This window comes from Tsuneonella sp. HG222, from assembly GCF_053819185.1.
Window position 1 is genome coordinate 1274023 of the sequence record NZ_JBSOQZ010000001.1, and the last position, 20142, is coordinate 1294164.

Sequence of the window (20142 nt, forward strand, 5' to 3'; positions counted from 1 at the left end):
GATGGCCGTCGCCAGCCTCCCCGCAGCGCGGCTGCCCGCCGTTCCGCACGGCTGGCGGGTTCCGCTCACCTGCCTTGCGCTGTCATGGCTGGCGCTGTTCGCGCTCACCCTGCGCGACTGGGTGGCGATGGCGCACCAGTGGTGGGACGTCTCGACATACAACCATGCGCTGCTGATCCCCGCGATACTCGCCTGGCTGGTGCATTCGCGCCTTTCTATCCTGCAGGGAATCGAGCCGCGGGCCTGGTGGCCCGGGCTGGTGCCGCTGGCCGGCGCGCTGCTGCTCTGGCTGCTCGGCACGGCGTCGAGCCTGGACAGCGCGAGCCAACTCGCGGCGGTCGTCATGCTGCAATCGGCGGTGCTGGCCGTGCTCGGCCCGCGCGTTGCCGCCGCGCTGCTGTTCCCGCTGGCCTACATGCTGTTCCTCGTGCCGTTCGGCGACGAACTGGTGCCGCTGCTGCAGATGATAACGGCCAAGCTGACCATCGCTTTGACACACTGGAGCGGTATTCCTGCAGAGATCGACGGGGTTTTCATCGATACGCCCGTGGGGCTGTTCGAGGTGGCCGAGGCCTGCTCGGGAGTGAAGTTCCTGATCGCCATGGTCGCGCTCGGCGCCCTGGCTGCGAACGTGTGTTTCCGTAGCACCGGACGCCGCGCGGCGTTCATGGCGCTGGCGGTGGTCCTGCCGGTCGTGGCCAACGGCATCCGGGCCTGGGGCACAATCTACATCGCGCAGTCGCAAGGCATCGCCTTCGCCGCCGGGTTCGATCACATCTTCTACGGCTGGATCTTCTTCGCCATCGTGATGATCGCCCTGTTCGCGCTGAGCTGGCGGTTCTTCGATCGCGCCCCGGGCGATGTGGACCCGGCGCCCGAATGGCCCATCCTCGCGATGCTGGAGCGGGGGCGGGCCGACCCGCGCAAGGTCGTCGCTGCGATCGCCGGGCTCTCGCTCGTCTTCGCCCTCTGGGCAGGGGCCAGTCGGGCCCTGGCGGCCGAATTGCCCGCACGCATTGCCCTTCCGCAGGTCGCGGGATGGCAGCGTGTCGACTACGAGCCCGCCGTCTGGTGGGAGCCGCGTGCCGGCGGTGCCGATCACCGGCTGCTGGGGCGGTACCGCGACGCGCAAGGCCGCGAAGTCGACGTATCGCTCGCGCTTTACGGCAGCCAGCATGGCGGTAGCGATGCGGGCGCTTCCGGGGAAGGCGCGTTGATGCCAGACACCGCGTGGCGCTGGCTGCGCCCCGAACCATCGCTGGCGGGCGGACAGGCACAATGGCTGCGCGCTGGTGGCAGCGTGCGGCGTCTGGCGGTAACCTGGTACGTCAGCGGTGACCTGGTCACAGCGCGGCGCTCGCAGCTCAAGCTGGCGACGATGGCCGACCGGCTGGCGATGCGCGCCCGGCCCGTGGGCGTACTGATCCTGTCGGCCGAGGCATCCGGAACCGACAATCCTCGCGAAGCCATTTCCGCGTTCCTCTCCGCCAGCGGCTCGCCCGGCGCGTGGATGGACGGCGTGGTCCGGACCAACTAAGCGCCCCGGCCATGTGCGGGATCGCGGGCATTTTCCATTGCGGGACGATCAAGCCGGTCGATCCCATGCGGGTCGAGCGGATGTGCGACGCGATCGCCCATCGCGGACCCGACGGCTCCGGCGTGTGGACCGCGCCCGGCGTGGGGCTGGGGCATCGCCGCCTGTCGATCATCGACCTCGCCGGATCGCCGCAACCGATGCTGTCGGCCGACGGGCGCGCGGCGATCGTCTTCAACGGCGAGATCTACAACTACCGCGAGTTGCGCAAGGAACTCGCCGGAATGGGCGCGGTCTTTCGCACCGACGGCGACACGGAGGTGATCCTGGCCGCCTGGCAGCGCTGGGGTACCGAATGCCTTGGCCGGCTCCACGGGATGTTCGCCTTCGCGCTCTACGACCTTGAGAAGCGCGAACTGCTGCTTGCCCGCGATCGCCTGGGCGTGAAACCGCTGTTCATGGCGCCCTTGTCCGACGGAAGTCTGGCCTTCTGCTCCGAACTGAAGGGCCTGCTGGCCCATCCCCTGCTGCGGCGCGAGGCCGATCCGCTGGCTGTCGAGGATTACCTCACCTGGGGCTACGTCCCCGATCACCGCTCTATCCTTGCCGGGGTCGAGAAGCTGCCGGCGGGGCACTATCGCCTCCTGCGCCACGATGCGGCGCCTGCCACGCCGGTGCGCTGGTGGGACATTTCGTTCGCCGAACGTCGCAAGGGCTCCGACGCCGATCTTGAGGCCGAGCTGCTGCATCACCTGCGCGAGGCGGTGACGAGCCGGATGGTGGCCGACGTGCCGCTCGGTGCCTTCCTGTCTGGCGGAGTCGATTCCTCCAGCGTCGTCGCTCTGATGGCCGAGGCGAGCCGCGATCCCGTCCGCACCTGTTCGATCGGGTTCGACGTCGCCGCGCATGACGAGACCGGATACGCCGATGAGGTGGCGCGGCTGTTCGCCACCGATCACCGGAGCCGCACCGTCAGCGCCGACCAGTTCGACGCCATCGGCGAACTGGCGGCGATGTTCGACGAGCCCTTCGCCGATGCCTCGGCCCTGCCGACCTGGCGCGTGTCGCAACTGGCGCGCGAAACGGTCACCGTCGCGCTGTCGGGCGACGGGGCGGACGAGGCGTTCGCCGGATATCGCCGCCAGGTCTTCCACGCTCACGAGGAGCGCGCACGCGCCTTGCTGCCCGCAGGACTGCGCCGCAGCGTGCTCGAACCGCTGGGCCGGGCCTGGCCCAAGGCCGACTGGGCGCCGCGCCCGCTCCGCCTCAAGACCACGCTGCAGTCGCTCGCCGGCAGCGGCGCGGAAGGCTACGCCGCAGCCGTCTCCACCACGCCGCCGGCCGTTCGCCGGGCCCTTTATTCGGACGATTTCCTGCGCCAGATCGGCGACTATCGCGGCGAACAGGCATGGATCGACACGATGGCCCGCGCGCCCGCGCGCTCGGGCCTCGACCGGGCGCAATATGCCGACCTCATGTTCTGGCTGCCGGGGGACATCCTGACCAAGGCGGACCGCACGAGCATGGCGGTGGGCCTCGAAGCCCGCGAGCCGCTGCTCGATCACAGATTGCTCGAATTCGCCTCCACCTTGCCCGATCGGCTGCGGGTTCGCGGCAGGCAGGGCAAGTGGCTGCTCAAGAAGGCGATGCGGCGCTACCTGCCCGATTCCGTCCTCTACCGGCCCAAACAAGGTTTCGTGACGCCGGTGGCCGAATGGCTGCGCGGTCCGCTCGCAGGGGAAGCCCGGGCCATCGCCAGCAGCGCGGCGCTGGCACGCACGGGCTGGTTCGATGCACGCCGCATTTCCCCGCTGGTCGAGGCGCATATCGCGGGCCGGGCGGACCACGGCAGGCTGCTGTGGCAACTGGTCATGCTGGACCGATCCTTGCGCAATCTGGGCGTTGTCACCTGACTTTCGTCAGTGTTACCCCCCGGTCACAGGGTCCGTGCCGAATTGAGACGCAGGTGTTCCGGGCAATACTTAGGGTAAATAACAAGTTGCCAAATTGACTCTCGCAAGCGTAGCCTCTGCTTGTTCAGCCCGAAAATCGAGCGGACAACAGGGTCGTGCGACGGGGTGGCAATGGATCGTTTGACGGGACAGCTCGAAAACGCAGAAAAGGTTTCAGAAGAAACCGATGCGCCTCTCATTGCGTTCGGTTGCGGTGAAGAACATCTTGTCGAGTTGCGGTCGGACCGGCCGAATATAGATCGGCAATTGTTCGAACTGTCCGAGCTCGAGTGCCGGTACGATCCCACGAACGCCGCGCTCTGGACTTTCATGAAGCCCGCCGGCCGGCCGAGTTTCACACCGCCGATGCTGCGCGATTTCGACAGCTGGCAGCGGTTGATCACCGACAATTTCGGCGATGACCGGGTGCCGCTGCGCTACCTCGTTCTCGGCAGCCATGCGCCGGGCGTGTTCTGCTTCGGCGGCGATCTCGAACTGTTCCAGCAGCTCATTCGCGCGGGCGACAGGCGCGGGCTGGAGCATTACGGCTTTCGCTGCGTGGAAATTCTGCATCGCAACATGAACGCGCTGGACCTGCCGATGCTGACCATCGGCCTGGTCGAAGGCGCAGCCCTTGGCGGCGGGTTCGAGGCGCTGCTGTCGTTCGATTTCATCATTGCCGAACGGGGCGCTACCTTCGGCCTGCCCGAGGTGCTGTTCGGCCTGTTCCCGGGGATGGGCGCGCACGCGATCCTGTCGCGCAAGCTCGGCGCGGCGATGGCCAGCCGGATCATCCTGTCGAACGAGACCTACACCGCCGAGCAGATGTACGATCTGGGGATCGTCCACCAGCTCGCCGAGCGGGGCGAGGGGCGCAAGGCCTGTGAGGACTTCATCAAGCGCTCCGAACGGCGCCACCTCGGGCTGGTCAACTCGCGCCGCGCGATGAGCCGATCGGCCGGTATCGAGCTGCGCGAGCTGAAGGACATCGTCGAACTCTGGGCCGAAACCGCGCTGCAGCTCTCCGAAGGCGACCTCAAGGTGATGAGCCGCCTGACCCGCGCGCAGGAGCGGGTCGCGGCGGCCTGATCGTGCGCTAGCGCGCGTCCACCATCACGAGTTCGCAGTCCTCGATCGCTTCGACCGTCAGAGTTTCCTCGCCGGTGATGGCGATGCCGTCGCGCGGCGCGGCTTCCGCGCCGTTGACGCGGATGCGACCCCCGGTCGCCACCAAGTACTGGTGACGCCACGGCGACGCTTCGTAAGTCGCGGTTTCACCCGCGGCGAGCGTGGCCGCCATGACCCGCGCGTCGGCACGGATCGGCAGCGCGGCGTCGGCCTCCGGATCGCCGCTCGCCAGGATTTCCCACTTGCCGGACCGCTCGCCGCGCGGGAATTCGCGCATGCCCCAGCCGGGCTCGCCGCCCGCGCTGTCGGGCAGGATCCAGATCTGGAACAAGGTCGTATCCTCGCTCTCGAGATTGTATTCGGCATGGGCCACGCCGGTCCCGGCGCTCATGACCTGCACGTCGCCCGCGCCGGTGCGGCCCTCGTTGCCCATCGAGTCGCGGTGGCTGATCGCCCCGCTGCGCACGAAGGTGACGATCTCCATGTCCGCATGGCTGTGCGGCGGAAAGCCGGATTGCGCGGCGATCTTGTCGTCGTTCCACACCCGGATCCGGCCCCAGCCCATGCGGTCACGGTCCATGTAATCGGAAAAGCTGAAGTGATAGCGGGTGTCGAGCCAGCCATGGTCACGGTGGGCCAGGCCGTCGAAAGGTCTGATGTCGATCATTGGAATATTCCACCTCGGCGGGGTGTTACCGCCGGCATGGGCGAAATGTGGGTAGCCTGCCGGATCATGCAAGCCCGTGTCCGCGCGCCATGTAGGCCTCGCTCTGCATCTCCTTCAGGCGGCTGACCGTGCGCTCGAACTCGAAGGCGCCTTCGCCGGCGGTGTAGAGTGCTTCCGGCTCGGCCGCGGCGGTAGCGAAGAGCTTGACGTTGTTCTCGTACAGCGCATCGACCAGCGTCACGAACCGTGCCGCCTGGTCGCGATTGTCGGGGCCCATTACCGGGATCCCGACCACGATCACCGTGTGATAGGCCTGCGCCACGGCGAGGTAATCGGCCGCGCCGCGGTTCTCGCCGCACAGCCGCTTGAAGCTGAAAACGGCCACGCCCTTCAGGCTCTTGGGGACATGCAGGATCCGGCCGCCGCCGAGGTCGAGCTCGGCAGAAGGGACGTGTGCGGCATCTTCGGGCCGGTAGTCGGTCAGCCGGAAGAATGCCTCCCTCACTTTCGCGGTGGCCTCCTCGCCAACGGGGCTGTGCCAGGTGTCCAGCCCGCCGATCCGGTCGAGCCGGTAATCGGTCGGCCCGTTCAGCGCGACCACGTCGAGCTCACTTTCGATCAGGGCGATGAAGGGCAGGAAAAGATCGCGGTTGATCCCGTCCTTGTACAGGTCGGCGGGCGGGCGGTTGGATGTCGTGACGACGGTGACGTTCTCGTCGCGGATCAGCGCGGTGAACAGCCGCCCCATGATCGCGGCATCGGCGGTGTTCTTCACCACCATCTCGTCGAAGGCGAGGCAGCGCAGATCCTCGCCGATGCGCCGGGCCACCGGGGCGATCGGGTCGCCGGCCTCCTTCGCGCGCTCCTCGCGGATCATCCGGTCGACCTCGAGCATGAAGGCGTGGAAGTGGACCCGGCGCTTGCGGCGGATCGGCAGCGTCTCGGCGAACAGGTCCATCAGCATCGACTTGCCGCGCCCGACGCCGCCCCACATGTAGACCCCGCGCACCCGGTCCTGCCCCTTGCCAAACAGGCGGGCCAGTGTTCCCGGCTCGCGTGCCGCGACGAGATCGCCCTGCAGGCGCTGCAATCGCACCGCCGCGGCGCGCTGGTCCGGGTCGGGCTGCAACTCGCCGGCGGCGACGAGCGCGTCGTAGCGAGCGAGCATGCCGGTCATTACGATATCTTGCGCACGATGCCCGAGAAGCCGGCGACGGCAATGTCGCCCTGGACGATGCGGCCCTGGACGAAGATCATCCGCCCCGTTTCCCGCAGCACCGAGACGACGGCGTCGAGCGGCTGGTCGATCACCCCCGCGCCGACGAACTGGACCGAGAGCTCGATCGTCGCCGCGGCCGCCAGGCGGCCCCCGCGCAGCACGCCGGGCCCGGCGAACAGCGACGCATCGGCGAAGGCGGAGATCATCCCGCCGTGCAGGTTGCCGACGATATTGCCCATGTGCGGTGCGGGCATGATTCGGGTGCGGGCGGTGCCGTCACCCTCGTCGCGGACCAGCAGGCGGCCCAGGACGTCGCGGTTGAAGGCGCCGGGCACTCGCCATTCCTGCCAGCCGGGATGGTCCGGGCAGTCGCGCAGGACAGGCTCATCGCTCACGCGAACCTCAGAGCTGGCGCTCGACCAGCATCTTCTTGGTCTCGGCGATGGCCTTGGCGGGCGACAGGCCCTTGGGGCACACGTTGGCGCAGTTCATGATCGTGTGGCAGCGATAGAGCCGGAAGGGATCTTCCAAATCGTCGAGCCGCTCGCCGGTCATCTCGTCGCGGCTGTCGGCCAGCCAGCGATAGGCCTGCAGCAGGATCGCCGGGCCGAGGAACTTGTCCGAATTCCACCAGTAGCTGGGGCACGCGGTCGAACAGCAGGCGCACAGGATGCACTCGTAGAGCCCGTCGAGCTTCTCGCGCTGTTCCGGGCTCTGCAACCGCTCCTTGCCGCTCGGCGTGGGGCTGACGGTCTGCAACCACGGGCGGATGCTGGCATACTGGGCGTAGAAGTGGGTGAAGTCGGGGACGAGGTCCTTGACCACCTCCATGTGCGGCAGCGGGGTGATCCTGATCTCGCCCTTCAGGTCTTCCATCGCCGTGGTGCAGGCCAGGCCGTTCTTGCCGTTCATGTTCATCGAGCACGAACCGCAGATTCCCTCGCGGCAGCTGCGGCGGAAGGTCAACGTGGGATCGACCTCGTTCTTGATCTTGATCAGCGCGTCGAGAACCATCGGCCCGCAGGCGTCGAGATCGATCTCGAAGGTGTCGTAGCGCGGGTTCTCCCCGCTTTCCGGGTCCCAGCGATAGATGCGGAAGGATTGCACGCGCGCGGCGCCATCAGCCTTGTGGCTGCGACCTTTGCCGGTGATCTTCGAGTTAGCGGGGAGGGCGAATTCGGCCATCGGAAGTCCTCGTTTGGGGTCTCTCTAGCGAACCTTGCCCCGAGGGCAAGATCAGAGACATGGACCGGATGTTACACGGTCCAGAGAGAAGAAAGTTTGCCGGGCGACAAAACGCGGCCAACTCTGCCTGGGGGCGCGGGGAGCAGGCGAATTCACAATCATCGAACCACCTTGAACATGCGGTGAGCGTGTAGGAAAGTCGTTTTCCGGGGAGAGGGGGAAAGAGGGATGGGCCTGCGCCACTGGTACGAGGAGACGGTTCTCCCCAAGATGATCGGCTGCGCCTGCGCCGATCCCAAGATCGCCGCGCTGCGCGCCAAGGTGGTGCCGAAGGCCAGAGGCCGCGTTTTCGAGATCGGCTGCGGCGGCGGGCTCAATCATCCGCTTTACGACGAGGGCAAGGTTACTCATTTCGCCGGGATCGACCCCAACGGCGCCCTGCTGGAGCAGGCCCGCGCCGCGGCGCGCGCGAAGGGCTGGGAGGCCGACATCCGCGAAGGGCGGGGCGAGGCGATCTCATTCGCCGACGCGAGCTTTGATACGGTGGTGTGCACCTACACGCTGTGCTCGGTCGACGACCCACATCAGGTGCTGTCCGAACTGCGCCGCATCCTGAAACCCGGCGGGCGGCTGCTCTATCTCGAGCACGGCAAGTCGCCCGATGCCGGGCCGGCGAAATGGCAGCGGAGGTTGGAACCGGTGTGGAAGCGCGTCATGGGCAACTGCCACCTGACTCGTCCCGTCAGCGGCTTAGTCACACAGGGCGGCTTTGCGCTGGAGGAACAGGGCAGCACATACATGGAGGGCATGCCAAGGTGGGCCGGCTGGATGGAATGGGGCGTGGGGGTGCGGTGATGGCGAGGCGAGTGACCATTGGCATTGCGAATCTTCGCGTGGAAACGACGTTGCTTCGTGATAAGTCTTAGTTATTCGGCGGGAGGTTATTATGCCTGAAGTGCGCGATTTTACCGCGATACTAAGCGGATCAATCCACGGACAAACAAATACGGGCGCTTTTGTCACATTCTCTTTTCCTACCGCGCCACCGCCGGATTACCACGGCCAGTTGCCTGCAGCACTGTTGCAAACATTCCGAGCTTTTACGGAAGCGGAGAAAGAGATCGTTCGGTCGGCCCTCAACCAATGGGGGTCGATTTCAGGCCTGACGCTGTTCGAAGTGCCGGAAGGCTTGGGTGAGATCCGTTTCGGCATTTACGACCTTTCGACATTGGCGGCTGGCACCGCCGGCTTCGGGTCGATACCCTTCGGCATCGGAGACGGTTTCACAAGCGACGTCCTCTTCCATCTGGCAGGCCCAAATCCGTTTCTTGCCTTACACGAAATTGGGCATGCGCTCGGCCTCAAGCACCCAGAGGAAGGCAATGTCGTCCTGGCACAGGATCTGAGGCACGTCGGATCGACAGTGCTGTCAAATCGATTTCTTGATGGGCAATCGGGGACCAGCTTGGGCCCGCTCGATCGCGATGCAATAATTCATCTTTATGGCGGCGCATCTGCCGATGGCACTCAAGTCGCTAGCTGGAATTGGAATCCCAATACGTTCGTGTTGACCCAGACGGGAAATGAACTTGCGAATAAAATTGTTGGTAGCGGCTCGCGGGACGTAATCAATGGGCTGGGAGGTGACGATATACTTTATGGTAAGGACGGCGACGACGCCATTGATGGAGGAAGTGGTCGAGACACCGTATATGCCGGTACAGGCAACGATTTAGTAAAAGGTGGTTCAGACGACGATACCATTCTTGGCTGGACCGGAAACGATACTATCGAGGGCGACGAAGGGAACGACTACCTCATAGGTTCAGAAGGGATTGATCGAATAGCAGGCGGTGAGGGAAATGACCGGCTTCTCGGCGAAGCCGGAGACGATTTCCTCGAAGGGGGCGAAGGGAATGATTACCTGTACGGTCGAAATGAAATGCCGCTGCGAGGGGGGACCAGCTTGCCACTCGCCGGCATTGATTTCCTCTCTGGTGGCGGCGGCGACGATCGCATCTATGCGACCGACTTTGATACGGTTTCAGGAGGTGACGGCAACGACATAGTATTTTTAGAGATGAAGAATGCTGTCGCTCTTCCATCAGCCGATGGCGGGTTCGGAACAGACCAGTTAGTTTTGACATTCCTTCAAACGTCGTATTTCGAGTTCACGAGCACCGACCTCAGTAAAGTTTCTGGATTTGAATCGCTCGAAATCTTGGCACTGAACGCCGGACTTTATCTGGATTTTCGCGCTTTCGTACCCTTCCTGAATTCGATCAGCATCGAAACCGGGAATTCGGACGACGTTTTGATTCTTAATACGGCGACCGAAGGATTTGTCCGCACCATGGGTGGTTCGGACCGCATCGTATTCCTCAGTCCGCAGGTGGGCTCACAGCGAGGCGTCAACATTGCGGACTTCGAGCGGGACAAGGACAAGATCGACCTTTCCAATCTAGAAGGCAGCGTGTCGTTGCAGGTGAATGAGGGCACTACTTCCGTAATAGTGACGAACGGCTCCAAAGAATTTTGGTTCATCGTTTTTGCGGCGATAGACATGTCGGATATCATTGCCCCGAAGGTTTCTTTGGTCGGCATGAACGGCGATGACAATCTTCAGGGTACGGCGACAGCCGATGCGCTTTGGGGTTTTGACGGCAACGACGTGCTCGCCGGAGGGGCTGGAGACGATTTCCTCCGCGGCGGGCTTGGCTCGGACGCGCTGAACGGCGGACCAGGCACCGACACGGCGATTTATGATAACGAGCAAGGCGGCGTGTTCGTCAACCTCTCGCTCGGCCGAGGCTATGGCAACTCCTCTTTCGGCGACACCTACGAAAGCGTAGAAAATATCACTGGAACTGCGTTCATCGATTTCCTGATTGGCGATCCTTCAGTAAACGCGATCGACGGCGGCGGTGGCAACGACACGATAATCGGCGGCCTGGGACCGGATGTTTTGACTGGAGGCTCGGGCGATGATCTGCTCAGCTATGAAGACAACTCTGGCACCGTCTTCATCAATCTACTTACCGGGGCGGGCTTCAACAACGCGGCGCAAGGGGACGTTTACAAGGGGTTCGAGAATGTCATCGGCGGGTTGTTCGATGATACGCTGATCGGCGATCATCGTGCCAATCGGATCGATGGTGCTCTTGGAGCCGATACTTTGGTTGGCAACGGCGGAGCAGATACCTTCGTATTTCGTTTCGCACCCAGCGCACCGAACACGTTCGAAAATCCCTTTGCAGGGCTGAATATCGACACGATTTTCGATTTTACGCAGGGAGAGGATTTGCTGGAAATCAGCGCCGTGGCTTTCGGCGGAGGCCTTGTTGCCGGATCCGTAGGAGCCTCAGCCTTTGTGCTGGGTGCGTCTGCGCTCGACGGAAATGATCGGTTTATCTACGATCAAGCCAACGGCAGGCTCTATTTCGACCCCGATGGCAACGGCTCGGCAGCGCAAGTGCTTATGGCGCTCATGCCAAACCACAACGCCATCGCCGCGACCGATTTCATCGTGGTGTAACGCCTCGACCCTTGCCTGACGCGGTGGTGCGGCTAACCTCTTTCACGAGGGAGAGCCCATGAAGAAATCCATCCTGCTTGCCGCCGTCGCGCTGACCGCCTGCGCTGCGCAGCCCGCGGCCGAACCGCTGCTCGCGGTGGCCGGGCCGCAGGATGCCTGCGCCGGGCTGGCCGCGCGCGATTTCGGCCCGGGCATCGCGATCACCTCGGCCAGCCGGATGGGCGCCGCCGCGGCGGGCACACTCGGTCAGGGACCGATGGCCAATCCCGATCTGCCGGCGCATTGCCTGGTCAAAGGCATGATAAACGAGCGGACCAACAGCGCGGGCAAGACGTACGGCATCGGTTTCGAGCTGGCGCTGCCGGCCGACTGGAGCGGGCGGTTCCTCATGATGGGCGGAGGCGGGCTCAACGGCTCGATCCGTCCGCCGTGGGGGCCGGTGGCCGCCGGGACCGTCCCGGCGCTGGCGCGCGGTTTCGCCGTGGTGAGCCACGACAGCGGGCACAAAGGTGCCGGATTCGACGCTTCGTTCAACACCGACCAGCGCGCGGCGCTCGATTTCGCGGAGACTAGCGTCCTGACGGTGACGAAGGCCGCCAAGGCGATCACCGAGGCGTTCTACGGCAACCCGATCGCCCGGTCCTACATGACCGGCTGTTCGACCGGCGGGCGCGAGGGGATGCTGGCGATCCAGCGCTATCCCGAGCTGTTCGACGGGGTGGTAATCGGCGCCCCGGCGATGCGCACCGGCGACAGCAACCTGGCGATCGAGAAGGGCGCGGTCGATTTCAACCGGGCCGCGCCGCTCGGCGCCGACGGCAAGCCCGACGTGACGCGCATCTTCTCCGATGCAGACCGGGCGACGATCAAGGCCGGTATCCTGAACCAGTGCGACGGTCTCGACGGCCTGAAGGACGGCGTGATCGAGAACGTCGCCCAGTGCCGTTTCGATGCCTCCAAGCTCACCTGCCGGCCGGGCCAGACCGAAGGGTGCCTGAGCGCCAAGCAGTCCGACGCGCTGGCGAAGGGATTCCAGCCGCCGGTGGATGCCGGGGGCAGGGCGCTTTACACGCGCTTCCCCTACGACAGCGGGGTGACCGATCCCCAGGGCGGTTACATCCCCTCGGGCCGGCCGGGGCCATTCGGCCCGCCGAGCACCGCGCTGACGATCGACGTCGACGCGCGCATCGCCGAGGTCCGCGCCGATGCGATGCAGCGACTGACCGACACCACATACTGGACCAACCTCAACACCTTCCTCGACCGCGGCGGGAAGACGATCTTCTATCACGGCGTCTCGGACTTCTGGTTCAGCCCGTTCGCCACATGGGATTGGTGGGAACGCGCCGCGCAGACCAACGGGAAGGCCTTCACCGATGCCAGCCGGATGTACATGATCCCGGGCATGTTCCATTGCCGGGGCGGCGACAGCTTCGACAATTTCGACCTCTTGGGCGAAGTGGTCGACTGGGTGGAACGCGGCGAGGCGCCCGACCGGCCGATCGCCAGCCGTGCCGACGGCAGCGCCAGTCGCCCGCTGTGCCAGTACCCGGCCTATCCGCACTACACCGGGGGCGATGCGACCAGGCCGGAGAGCTTCCAGTGCCGGGTCGGCACCTGACGACGGAACCGGAGCGGCGCCCGCGGGGTTGGGGAGCATAACTGCAAGGGACGCCAATCGATGTCGAACATTCCGAATTCCGCCATGCCCCATGCCTGGGCCGAAGATTCCCCTCACGCCCGCGAGGTGCGCCGTGCGCGCGGGGAGGAGTCCGGCCAGTGGAGCCTGGGCGCCAAGATCGCGCTGGGCCTTGGCCTGGGTTATATCGCGTTGAAGGCTTTCGGCCGCTGAGCGCGCTTGGGGCGTAGGTCACTCGACGGGGGGCGCCGGTAGGATCATACTCTTTCCTCGCGGTCGCGACGAGGAGAGTGGCGATGATGAAGCGATACGTGATCGAGCGCGACCTGCCCGGCGTGGGCCAGATGTCGGGCGGCGAGCTTGGCGGCGCCGCGAAAACCTCCAATGCTGCGCTCGCGGCAATTCCCGGCATCCAGTGGGAACATTCCTACGTCGCCGGCGACAAGACCTTCTGCATCTACCTCGCTGAAGACGAGCAGCGGATCCATGAACACGCGGAACGGTCCGGCTTTCCGGCCAGCAGGATAACCGAAGTCGTGACCGTGATCGATCCCACGACCGAGCTCAGCTGCGCCGTCTGACCCGCAACGAAAAAGCCCCGGCGCGCAGGCCGGGGCTTCTCGTTCTTTCGAAAGGCGATGTTATTCGCCGAAGGTCCGCTGCCACCAGCCCCGGCGCGGCGCCCCTTCGGCGGCCTCCACCGGTTCGGGCGCGCCGTTGGCGTCGTTCGCCGCGGCAGGCGCTTCGAGGACCAGTTCGGCGTCGGTCTTCTTCTTGCGGGTCCGCTTGGGCTTGGGCTTCTCCTCGACCGCCTCGGGCGCGAGCGCCTCTGCGGTGTCCGGAGCCGCGGCGGGCACTTCCGCCACCTCGGCCTTCTTGCGCCGCGAGCGCTTGGGCGGTGTGTCGCTGACGACTTCGGTCTCAGGCGAGACGTCGGTGCGGGCAGCCTGTTCCGCGTCGGGAGCGCTGGTCGCGGCTTCCTCGGCAGGTTCGGCATCCACCTTGCGGCGGCGCGAGCGACGCACCTTGGGCTTCTCCTCGGCCGGCGGTGCGGCATCGGGATCCGCGTCTTCCCCGCCAAGCGGCGCTTCGACCACCGCGCTGTCGACGGCGTCGTCCACCGCGTCGACCGTCAGCTCGACCTGACTGGTGATGTCCTCGACCGCGTCCTCGAGTTCCTCGGAGCCCGTTTCGCCTTCGTCACGCCGGCGGTTCCTGCGACGGCCACCACGGCGGCGGCGCTTCTTCGGACGGTCGCCGTTCTCGCCGTCCTCGTACTCGCCGCCCGATCCCTCGCCGGACTCCTCGCCGGTTTCCTCGGTGGACTCCTCGCGGTCGTCCTCTCCGGCAGTCTGGTCGGCCTGATCGCTATCCCTGTTACGGCCCCGGCCGCCCCGGCGGCGCCTGCGGCGCTTCTGCGAACGATCGTCTTCGTCCTCGGCGGCGGAGTCCTCTTCGACCTCGTCCTCTTCGTCCTCGATCCCGCCGTCGTCGTATTCCTCGGCGATGGGTTCGAACTTGGGGGTCGACGTCGGGCGCGGGCCGCTGCTGGTGACGCGCATCTTGGCGCCTTCATCCTCACCCTCGGGCACGACTTCGACGCTGACGCCGTAGAGCTGCTCGATGCCCGCCAGGTCGGAACGCTTGGCGTTGAGCAGGTAGATCGCGGCTTCGGTGCTGGCATAGAGCGTGATGATCGTGCCCTTGCCCTTGGCCGCTTCGTCCTCGATCAGGCGCAGGGCGGAAAGGCCGGCGCTGCTGGCGGTCCGCACGAGCCCGGTGCCGTCGCAGTGCGGGCACGAGCGGGTGGTCGCCTCGAGCACGCCGGTACGCAGGCGCTGGCGGCTCATTTCCATCAGGCCGAAGCCGGAAATGCGACCAATCTGGATACGCGCCCGGTCGTTCTTGAGCGCATCCTTCATACACTTCTCGACCTTGCGGACGTTCGATCCGTATTCCATGTCGATGAAGTCGATGACGACGAGCCCGGCCATGTCGCGCAGGCGCAACTGGCGGGCGATCTCCTTGGCCGCTTCGAGGTTGGTCGACAGCGCCGTCGCCTCGATGCCGTGCTCCTTGGTGGAGCGGCCGGAGTTGATGTCGATCGAAACGAGCGCCTCGGTCGGGTTGATGACCAGGTAGCCGCCGCTTTTGAGCTGCACGACCGGATCGTACATCGCCGAAAGCTGATCTTCCGCGCCGAAGCGCTGGAACAGCGGGACGGGATCGGAATAGGCCTTAACCCGCCGGGCGTGGCTGGGCATCAGGAGCTTCATGAACTCGCGCGCGGAACGGTAGCCTTCCTCGCCCTCGACCACGACCTCCTCGATCTCGCGATTGTAGATGTCGCGGATGGCGCGCTTGATCAGGTCGCTGTCCGAATGGATCATCGCCGGCGCCTGGCTGCCGAGCGTCTTCTCGCGGATTTCGTCCCACAGGCGGGCAAGATAATCGAAGTCGCGTTTGATCTCGGTCTTGGTGCGCTGGAGGCCCGCGGTGCGCACGATCATCCCCATCGAACGCGGCAGGCTGAGCTCGCCGACGATCGACTTGAGGCGCTTGCGATCGCTGGCGCTGGAGATCTTGCGGCTGATGCCGCCGCCGTGGCTGCTGTTGGGCATGAGCACGCAGTAGCGGCCGGCGAGGCTCAGGTAGGTGGTGAGGGCAGCGCCCTTGTTGCCGCGCTCTTCCTTGACGACCTGGACGAGCAGCACCTGGCGGCGCTGGATGACGTCCTGGATCTTGTAGCGGCGACGCAGCGCCATGCGCTTGTCGCGCAGTTCGTCCATCGCCTTGGCACGCGACTGACCACCGTTCTGGCCGCCGCGGCCATCGCGCTGTCCCTGCCGGCGGCCGCGACCGCGGCGCCCGCGCGGACGTTCGTCGGCCCCTTCGTCCTCGTCGGCGGCGGCATATTCGTCGCCGCTGTCGACATGGCCGTCCTCGATCGTGGCGACATCGTCCTTCTCGGACGTGTCGATTTCCTCGACCCCGGCGTCGCCGCCTTCGTCCTCGTCGTCGTGATCCTCGGCGTCGAGGTGGTCATCATCGTCCTCGGCGGCGCGCAGGGCGGCCTCTTCCTCGGCGTGGGCCTGTTCCTCGGCAATGAGGGCCTCGCGGTCCTCCTTGGGGATCTGGTAGTAATCGGGATGGATCTCGCTGAAGGCGAGGAACCCGTGGCGATTGCCGCCGAAGTCGACGAATGCCGCCTGCAGCGACGGTTCGACCCGAGTTACCTTTGCGAGATAGATATTGCCCTTGATCTGCTTGTGGTCAGCAGATTCGAAGTCGAATTCCTCAATCCGATTGCCCTGAAGCACCGCCACCCGGGTTTCTTCCGAGTGGCGCGCATCGATCAGCATGCGCGTTGCCATTGAATAGTCTCCATGCGCGCGGCACCCGAGCCGGGGCGAGCCCTGATCGGGCGGCAGCGCGCATCCTTAAGTGGGATCCGGAGCGCACGGATGCGCGGCCGGACAATGAAATGGCGCCGCTGCAAATAGACGCGGCGGCGCGGCTTGATGTGTCTGTCTCAGGCGAAAACTGCAGGGTTTCGATCTGCAAGCATGCGCGGCCCGACGCGTTGCCGGCCAGGGGCCGCAACGTGGTCGATAAGCGCATAATTTTCACGAGTGACATCAACCTGTATGCAATTCGGACAAGCCCGGAGGCAGTGCCGAGGAGTGGACGGGACGTGGTTGCCCGGTCCGCCCCTGCAATAGCAATGCCATAAACTTACGGCAAGTTCGTTGCAGCATACGCCAGAAAACGCTTGTCGCGCCCGGCGGCCGGTCGATAACCATGCGCTCGGATGAGCTATCGCCTGCAGATCCTTGCCGTGTTCCTGTTGCCGGTTGCGATCGTCGGCACGCTCTTCCTGCTGGGGCTGACCCTGCCGGTTCCGGCATTGGGACGGGCCTATGTCATCCGCTTCGACCTGCCGCAGGCCGGCGCAAGTGTTGGCCTGCCGCCGATCGAAGGGCCGCAGGATCCTTCGCGCCCGCTCGTCGTGATCGACCCCGGCCATGGCGGCCACGATCCGGGGGCGAGCGGTGCGGGCTTTCGCGAGAAATCGCTGGTCCTCGGCCTTGCCCAGGCGTTGCGCGACACACTTGTGCTGGAAGGCGGCATCCGCGTGGCCATGACGCGCGACGACGACCGCTTCCTGGTCCTGGGCGAACGCGCCGAGATCGCCCGCAAGCTGGGCGCCGACCTGTTTCTGTCGATCCATGCCGATTCCGCCGGGGAGAAGGACGATGTGACCGGGGCAAGCGTCTACACCCTGTCGGACCGGGCCTCGAGCGAGGCGGCGGCGCGCTTCGCGGCACGCGAGAACAGCGCCGACAAGGTCAACGGCGTCGCGCTTTCGGGGCGGAGCGAGGCGGTCAACTCGATCCTGGTCGATCTCGCCCAGCGCCGGACGTCCGACCAATCGGCGCAGTTCGCCGGGCTGATCCTGCGCGAGGGGGAGGGCGTGCTCACTTTCCATCCCCAGGCCCGCCGCTCGGCCGCGCTGGTGGTGCTGCGCGCGCCAGACGTGCCTTCCGTCCTGTATGAATCGGGCTTCATCTCCAATCCCGACGACGCCGAACGCCTCTCCTCGCCCGAGGGTCGCAAACGCTTCGCCACCACGATGGCGCAGGCGATCCGCGTCTTCTTCGCCCGCCAGGCCGGGGCCTGAGGGCGCCCTACGACGGGGCAAAGCGTGGTGTTTCATTCTGGCGCTGGACAGAATCGGCATGCTAGGGACGCGCCATCATGGCCGAAGCTGAGCTCCCGACCCGCGACTACATCCGCTATCGCATTCGCCGCGACGCGAGCGGCCTGGCCTCCTGGTTTCGTGAAGGTTGGCACGGCAGCCGCCGCTTCAGGTGGAGCTCGATCGTGTTGGGCGGGGGCGCGTTGCTTGCGCTCGCGCTGTGGATCTTCCTGTCCGCCGGGCTCCCCGATGCGCGCCGCCTGCTCAATTACGAGCCGCCGCTGCCCAGCGTCGTGCGCGGCGTCGATGGCGAGATCGTCCATTCCTATGCGCGCGAGCGGCGGGTCCAGCTGCAGTTCCAGGACTTTCCGCGCCAGCTGATCAACGCCTACACCTCGGCCGAGGACAAGACCTTCTGGACGCACGGCGGGATCGACTACTTCGGGTTTGCCGGGGCGGTGGTCGATTACCTCAATCCCGCGCGCACCGGGCGCGCCGTCGGCGGTTCGACGATCACCCAGCAGGTGGCCAAGAACATCCTCATCGGCGACGAGTACTCGGTCACCCGCAAGCTCAAGGAGATCATCCTCGCCCGCCGGATCGAGGACGTGCTGAGCAAGCAGGAAATCATCACCCTCTACCTCAACGAAATTCCCCTCGGGCGGCGCAGCTTCGGCGTGCAGGCGGCGAGCCGGGCCTATTTCGACAAGGACGTCGACGCCCTGACCCTGCCCGAGATGGCCTTCCTCGCCATCCTCCCCAAGGCGCCCGAACGCTATGGCCGCGCGGCCAACCGCGATCTGGCGATCGAGCGGCGCAACTTCGTGATCGACCAGATGGAAGACAACGGCCATGTCACCGCGGCGCAGGCCGCGGCGGCCAAGGCCGCGCCGCTCGGCCTCGTCACCCAGCGCGACGACACGCGCTCGGTCGATGCGGGCTATTTCCTCGAGGAAGTCCGACGCGAGCTGATCGGCAAGTACGGCGAGAAGGCGGAGGACGGGCCCCACAGCGTCTATGCCGGCGGCCTGTGGGTGCGCACGTCGCTCGATCCCGAGATGGCGATCGCGGCGCGCGATTCGCTGCGCCAGGGCCTGCTGGCCTATGCCGCGGGCAAGGGCTGGCACGGGCCGATCGCGACGTTGAAGGCCAGCGACGGCAACCTGACGGGGCAGCTCGCCAGCAGCAATTTGGGCATCCGCTACAAGGACTGGCGCGTTGGCGTCGTCACCGAACGCAGCGGCAACAGCGCCCGCATCGGCTTCTCGTCGGGCGAGGATGCGCCGCTGACGGGCCTGCCCGATGCGCTCAAGGTGGGCGACGTGATCGCCGCTGCGCCCAACGGCAGTTCGTGGGCGGTGCGGACCGTGCCCGAGGTCTCGGGCGGGTTCCTGGCCATGGACCCCCACTCCGGCCGCGTGCTGGCGATGCAGGGCGGGTTCGACAGCCGGCTGGGCGATTTCAACCGCGCCACGCAGGCGCTGCGCCAGCCCGGCTCCACCATCAAGCCGTTCGTTTACGCCACCGGCCTCGATTCCGGCATGACGCCCGCCACGATGGTCCCCGACCAGACCTATTGCTATTACCAGGGCGCCAACCTGGGCGAGAAATGCTTCCGCAACTTCGGCGGCGGCGGGGGCGGCGAGCACACGATGCGCTGGGGGCTCGAGCAGAGCCGCAACCTGATGACGGTCCACATCGCGATGGACGCCGGCATGGAGAACGTGACCAAGACGTTCGAGCGCGTGGGCATCGGCAAATACGAGAACTATCCGGCCTTCGCGCTGGGGGCAGGCGACACGACCGTGTTGAAGATGGTCAACGCCTACGCCGCGCTGTTCGACCACGGCCGGCAGCACAAGGCTTCGCTGATCGATTACGTGCAGGACCGCCGCGGCAAGGTTATCTGGCGCAGCGACACGCGCGACTGCACCGGCTGCAACATGGCCGAATGGGACGGCAAGGCGATGCCGCGCCTCAAGGACAGCGGCAAGCTGGTGCTCGACCCGCGCACCGCCTTCCAGGTGATCCACATGATGGAAGGCGTCGTCCAGCGCGGCACCGCGGTTCGGCTCCGCGCGCTCGGGATGCCGCTCGCCGGCAAGACGGGCACGACCAGCGGGCCGACCAACGCCTGGTTCGTCGGCGGCGGGCCGGACTTGATCGCCGGCATGTATGTTGGCTTCGACCAGCCGCGTAACCTCGGCGGATGGGTGCAGGGCGGCAATACCGCCGCGCCGATCTTCAAGGCCTTCGTGGAAAAGACGCCCGATCGTTGGACCGGTCGCCCGTTCCTGGCCCCGGCCGGCGTGCGCATGGTCCGGATCGACCGGCGCAGCGGCACCCGCGTGTTCGACGGCGAACCGGGCAACGATCCGATGGCCGGCACGATCTGGGAGGCTTTCAAGCCCGATTCCGAACCGCGCCGTCCCAAACGGCAGGACGAAGTGGACACGCTGCGCCAGCTCGTCCTCGCGCAGTTGCGCCGTGCCGAGAAGGGTCCGCGCGCGGCCTCGGTCAACAACGGCGAGACGCAGGAAAACTTCGCGGCCGAGCAGGGCGGTATTTACTGACACCCGGGCGC

The 20142-nt window shown here is 65.9% G+C and carries 15 protein-coding genes; 10 read left to right on the top strand and 5 right to left on the bottom strand.

The genetic code is table 11. From position 1 onward, the window contains the following. The first annotated feature begins 1 nt into the window (after nt 1). From xrtA to ACWPMZ_RS06450, 3 genes are all read left to right on the top strand, one after another. A complete protein-coding gene (gene xrtA, locus ACWPMZ_RS06440; RefSeq protein WP_455703179.1) occupies nt 2–1537 on the top strand; it encodes an exosortase A in 1536 nt (511 codons plus the stop codon). 11 nt (nt 1538–1548) lie between these two features. After that, the gene (locus tag ACWPMZ_RS06445) at nt 1549–3447 is read left to right on the top strand and encodes an XrtA/PEP-CTERM system amidotransferase (protein ID WP_455703180.1); all 1899 of its coding nucleotides are present in this window, start codon (nt 1549–1551) and stop codon (nt 3445–3447) included. A gap of 306 nt (nt 3448–3753) precedes the next feature. Next, nucleotides 3754–4575, top strand: coding sequence for a crotonase/enoyl-CoA hydratase family protein (locus tag ACWPMZ_RS06450; RefSeq protein ID WP_455703181.1), 822 nt, complete (start codon nt 3754–3756; stop codon nt 4573–4575). Between the two features lie 7 nt (nt 4576–4582). Here the strand turns inward: ACWPMZ_RS06450 and ACWPMZ_RS06455 are convergent, their stop codons facing one another. The 4 genes from ACWPMZ_RS06455 to ACWPMZ_RS06470 all read right to left on the bottom strand — a co-directional run bounded on the left by ACWPMZ_RS06455 (nt 4583) and on the right by ACWPMZ_RS06470 (nt 7685). Next, nucleotides 4583–5281, bottom strand: a complete 699-nt coding sequence (locus ACWPMZ_RS06455) for a pirin family protein (RefSeq protein ID WP_455703182.1) — start codon at nt 5279–5281, stop codon at nt 4583–4585. 64 nt (nt 5282–5345) lie between these two features. After that, nucleotides 5346–6458, bottom strand: a complete 1113-nt coding sequence (zapE, locus tag ACWPMZ_RS06460; RefSeq protein ID WP_455703183.1) for a cell division protein ZapE — start codon at nt 6456–6458, stop codon at nt 5346–5348. Next, nucleotides 6458–6895 carry a PaaI family thioesterase gene (locus ACWPMZ_RS06465; protein ID WP_455703184.1) on the bottom strand — a complete coding sequence of 146 codons (438 nt, stop codon included), beginning with the start codon at nt 6893–6895 and terminating at the stop codon, nt 6458–6460. Before ACWPMZ_RS06465 ends, zapE begins: the two co-directional genes overlap by 1 nt. A gap of 7 nt (nt 6896–6902) precedes the next feature. Further along, on the bottom strand, nt 6903–7685 hold the full coding sequence (locus tag ACWPMZ_RS06470; protein ID WP_455703185.1) for a succinate dehydrogenase iron-sulfur subunit: 783 nt from the start codon (nt 7683–7685) through the stop codon (nt 6903–6905). 228 nt (nt 7686–7913) lie between these two features. On the opposite strand from ACWPMZ_RS06470, the gene ACWPMZ_RS06475 reads away from it, so the two are divergent. The 5 genes from ACWPMZ_RS06475 to ACWPMZ_RS06495 all read left to right on the top strand — a co-directional run bounded on the left by ACWPMZ_RS06475 (nt 7914) and on the right by ACWPMZ_RS06495 (nt 13440). After that, nucleotides 7914–8540, top strand: coding sequence for a class I SAM-dependent methyltransferase (locus tag ACWPMZ_RS06475; RefSeq protein WP_455703186.1), 627 nt, complete (start codon nt 7914–7916; stop codon nt 8538–8540). Nucleotides 8541–8631: 91 nt separating this feature from the next. Beyond that, nucleotides 8632–11220 (top strand): hypothetical protein, encoded by a 2589-nt coding sequence (locus ACWPMZ_RS06480; RefSeq protein WP_455703187.1) that lies wholly within the window; start codon nt 8632–8634, stop codon nt 11218–11220. A 58-nt stretch (nt 11221–11278) separates the two neighbouring features. Next, on the top strand, nt 11279–12841 hold the full coding sequence (locus ACWPMZ_RS06485; protein WP_455703188.1) for a tannase/feruloyl esterase family alpha/beta hydrolase: 1563 nt from the start codon (nt 11279–11281) through the stop codon (nt 12839–12841). A 60-nt stretch (nt 12842–12901) separates the two neighbouring features. Then, nucleotides 12902–13072 carry a hypothetical protein gene (locus ACWPMZ_RS06490; RefSeq protein ID WP_455703189.1) on the top strand — a complete coding sequence of 57 codons (171 nt, stop codon included), beginning with the start codon at nt 12902–12904 and terminating at the stop codon, nt 13070–13072. 83 nt (nt 13073–13155) lie between these two features. Next, the gene (locus ACWPMZ_RS06495; protein ID WP_455703190.1) at nt 13156–13440 is read left to right on the top strand and encodes a DUF4242 domain-containing protein; all 285 of its coding nucleotides are present in this window, start codon (nt 13156–13158) and stop codon (nt 13438–13440) included. Nucleotides 13441–13500: 60 nt separating this feature from the next. On the opposite strand, the gene ACWPMZ_RS06500 is transcribed toward ACWPMZ_RS06495, so the two are convergent. Continuing rightward, nucleotides 13501–16233, bottom strand: a complete 2733-nt coding sequence (locus ACWPMZ_RS06500; protein ID WP_455703191.1) for an Rne/Rng family ribonuclease — start codon at nt 16231–16233, stop codon at nt 13501–13503. Between the two features lie 437 nt (nt 16234–16670). Between ACWPMZ_RS06500 and ACWPMZ_RS06505 the strand changes: the two genes are divergently transcribed. After that, nucleotides 16671–17540: an N-acetylmuramoyl-L-alanine amidase family protein gene (locus tag ACWPMZ_RS06505; RefSeq protein ID WP_455703192.1), complete on the top strand. Its 870-nt coding sequence runs from the start codon at nt 16671–16673 to the stop codon at nt 17538–17540. Between the two features lie 77 nt (nt 17541–17617). After that, nucleotides 17618–20131 carry a penicillin-binding protein 1A gene (locus tag ACWPMZ_RS06510; RefSeq protein ID WP_455703193.1) on the top strand — a complete coding sequence of 838 codons (2514 nt, stop codon included), beginning with the start codon at nt 17618–17620 and terminating at the stop codon, nt 20129–20131. Nucleotides 20132–20142 lie beyond the last annotated feature (11 nt).

Bases quoted from the DNA above. Each gene is read 5' to 3' on its own strand.
- xrtA (WP_455703179.1), top strand. From the start codon at position 2: ATGGCCGTCGCCAGCCTCCCCGCAGCGCGGCTGCCCGCCGTTCCGCAC.
- ACWPMZ_RS06490 (WP_455703189.1), top strand. From the start codon at position 12,902: ATGTCGAACATTCCGAATTCCGCCATGCCCCATGCCTGGGCCGAAGAT.
- ACWPMZ_RS06485 (WP_455703188.1), top strand. From the start codon at position 11,279: ATGAAGAAATCCATCCTGCTTGCCGCCGTCGCGCTGACCGCCTGCGCT.
- ACWPMZ_RS06445 (WP_455703180.1), top strand. From the start codon at position 1,549: ATGTGCGGGATCGCGGGCATTTTCCATTGCGGGACGATCAAGCCGGTC.
- ACWPMZ_RS06500 (WP_455703191.1), bottom strand. From the start codon at position 16,233: ATGGCAACGCGCATGCTGATCGATGCGCGCCACTCGGAAGAAACCCGG.
- ACWPMZ_RS06470 (WP_455703185.1), bottom strand. From the start codon at position 7,685: ATGGCCGAATTCGCCCTCCCCGCTAACTCGAAGATCACCGGCAAAGGT.
- ACWPMZ_RS06510 (WP_455703193.1), top strand. From the start codon at position 17,618: ATGGCCGAAGCTGAGCTCCCGACCCGCGACTACATCCGCTATCGCATT.
- ACWPMZ_RS06495 (WP_455703190.1), top strand. From the start codon at position 13,156: ATGATGAAGCGATACGTGATCGAGCGCGACCTGCCCGGCGTGGGCCAG.
- ACWPMZ_RS06455 (WP_455703182.1), bottom strand. From the start codon at position 5,281: ATGATCGACATCAGACCTTTCGACGGCCTGGCCCACCGTGACCATGGC.
- ACWPMZ_RS06480 (WP_455703187.1), top strand. From the start codon at position 8,632: ATGCCTGAAGTGCGCGATTTTACCGCGATACTAAGCGGATCAATCCAC.
- ACWPMZ_RS06505 (WP_455703192.1), top strand. From the start codon at position 16,671: ATGAGCTATCGCCTGCAGATCCTTGCCGTGTTCCTGTTGCCGGTTGCG.
- ACWPMZ_RS06475 (WP_455703186.1), top strand. From the start codon at position 7,914: ATGGGCCTGCGCCACTGGTACGAGGAGACGGTTCTCCCCAAGATGATC.
- zapE (WP_455703183.1), bottom strand. From the start codon at position 6,458: ATGACCGGCATGCTCGCTCGCTACGACGCGCTCGTCGCCGCCGGCGAG.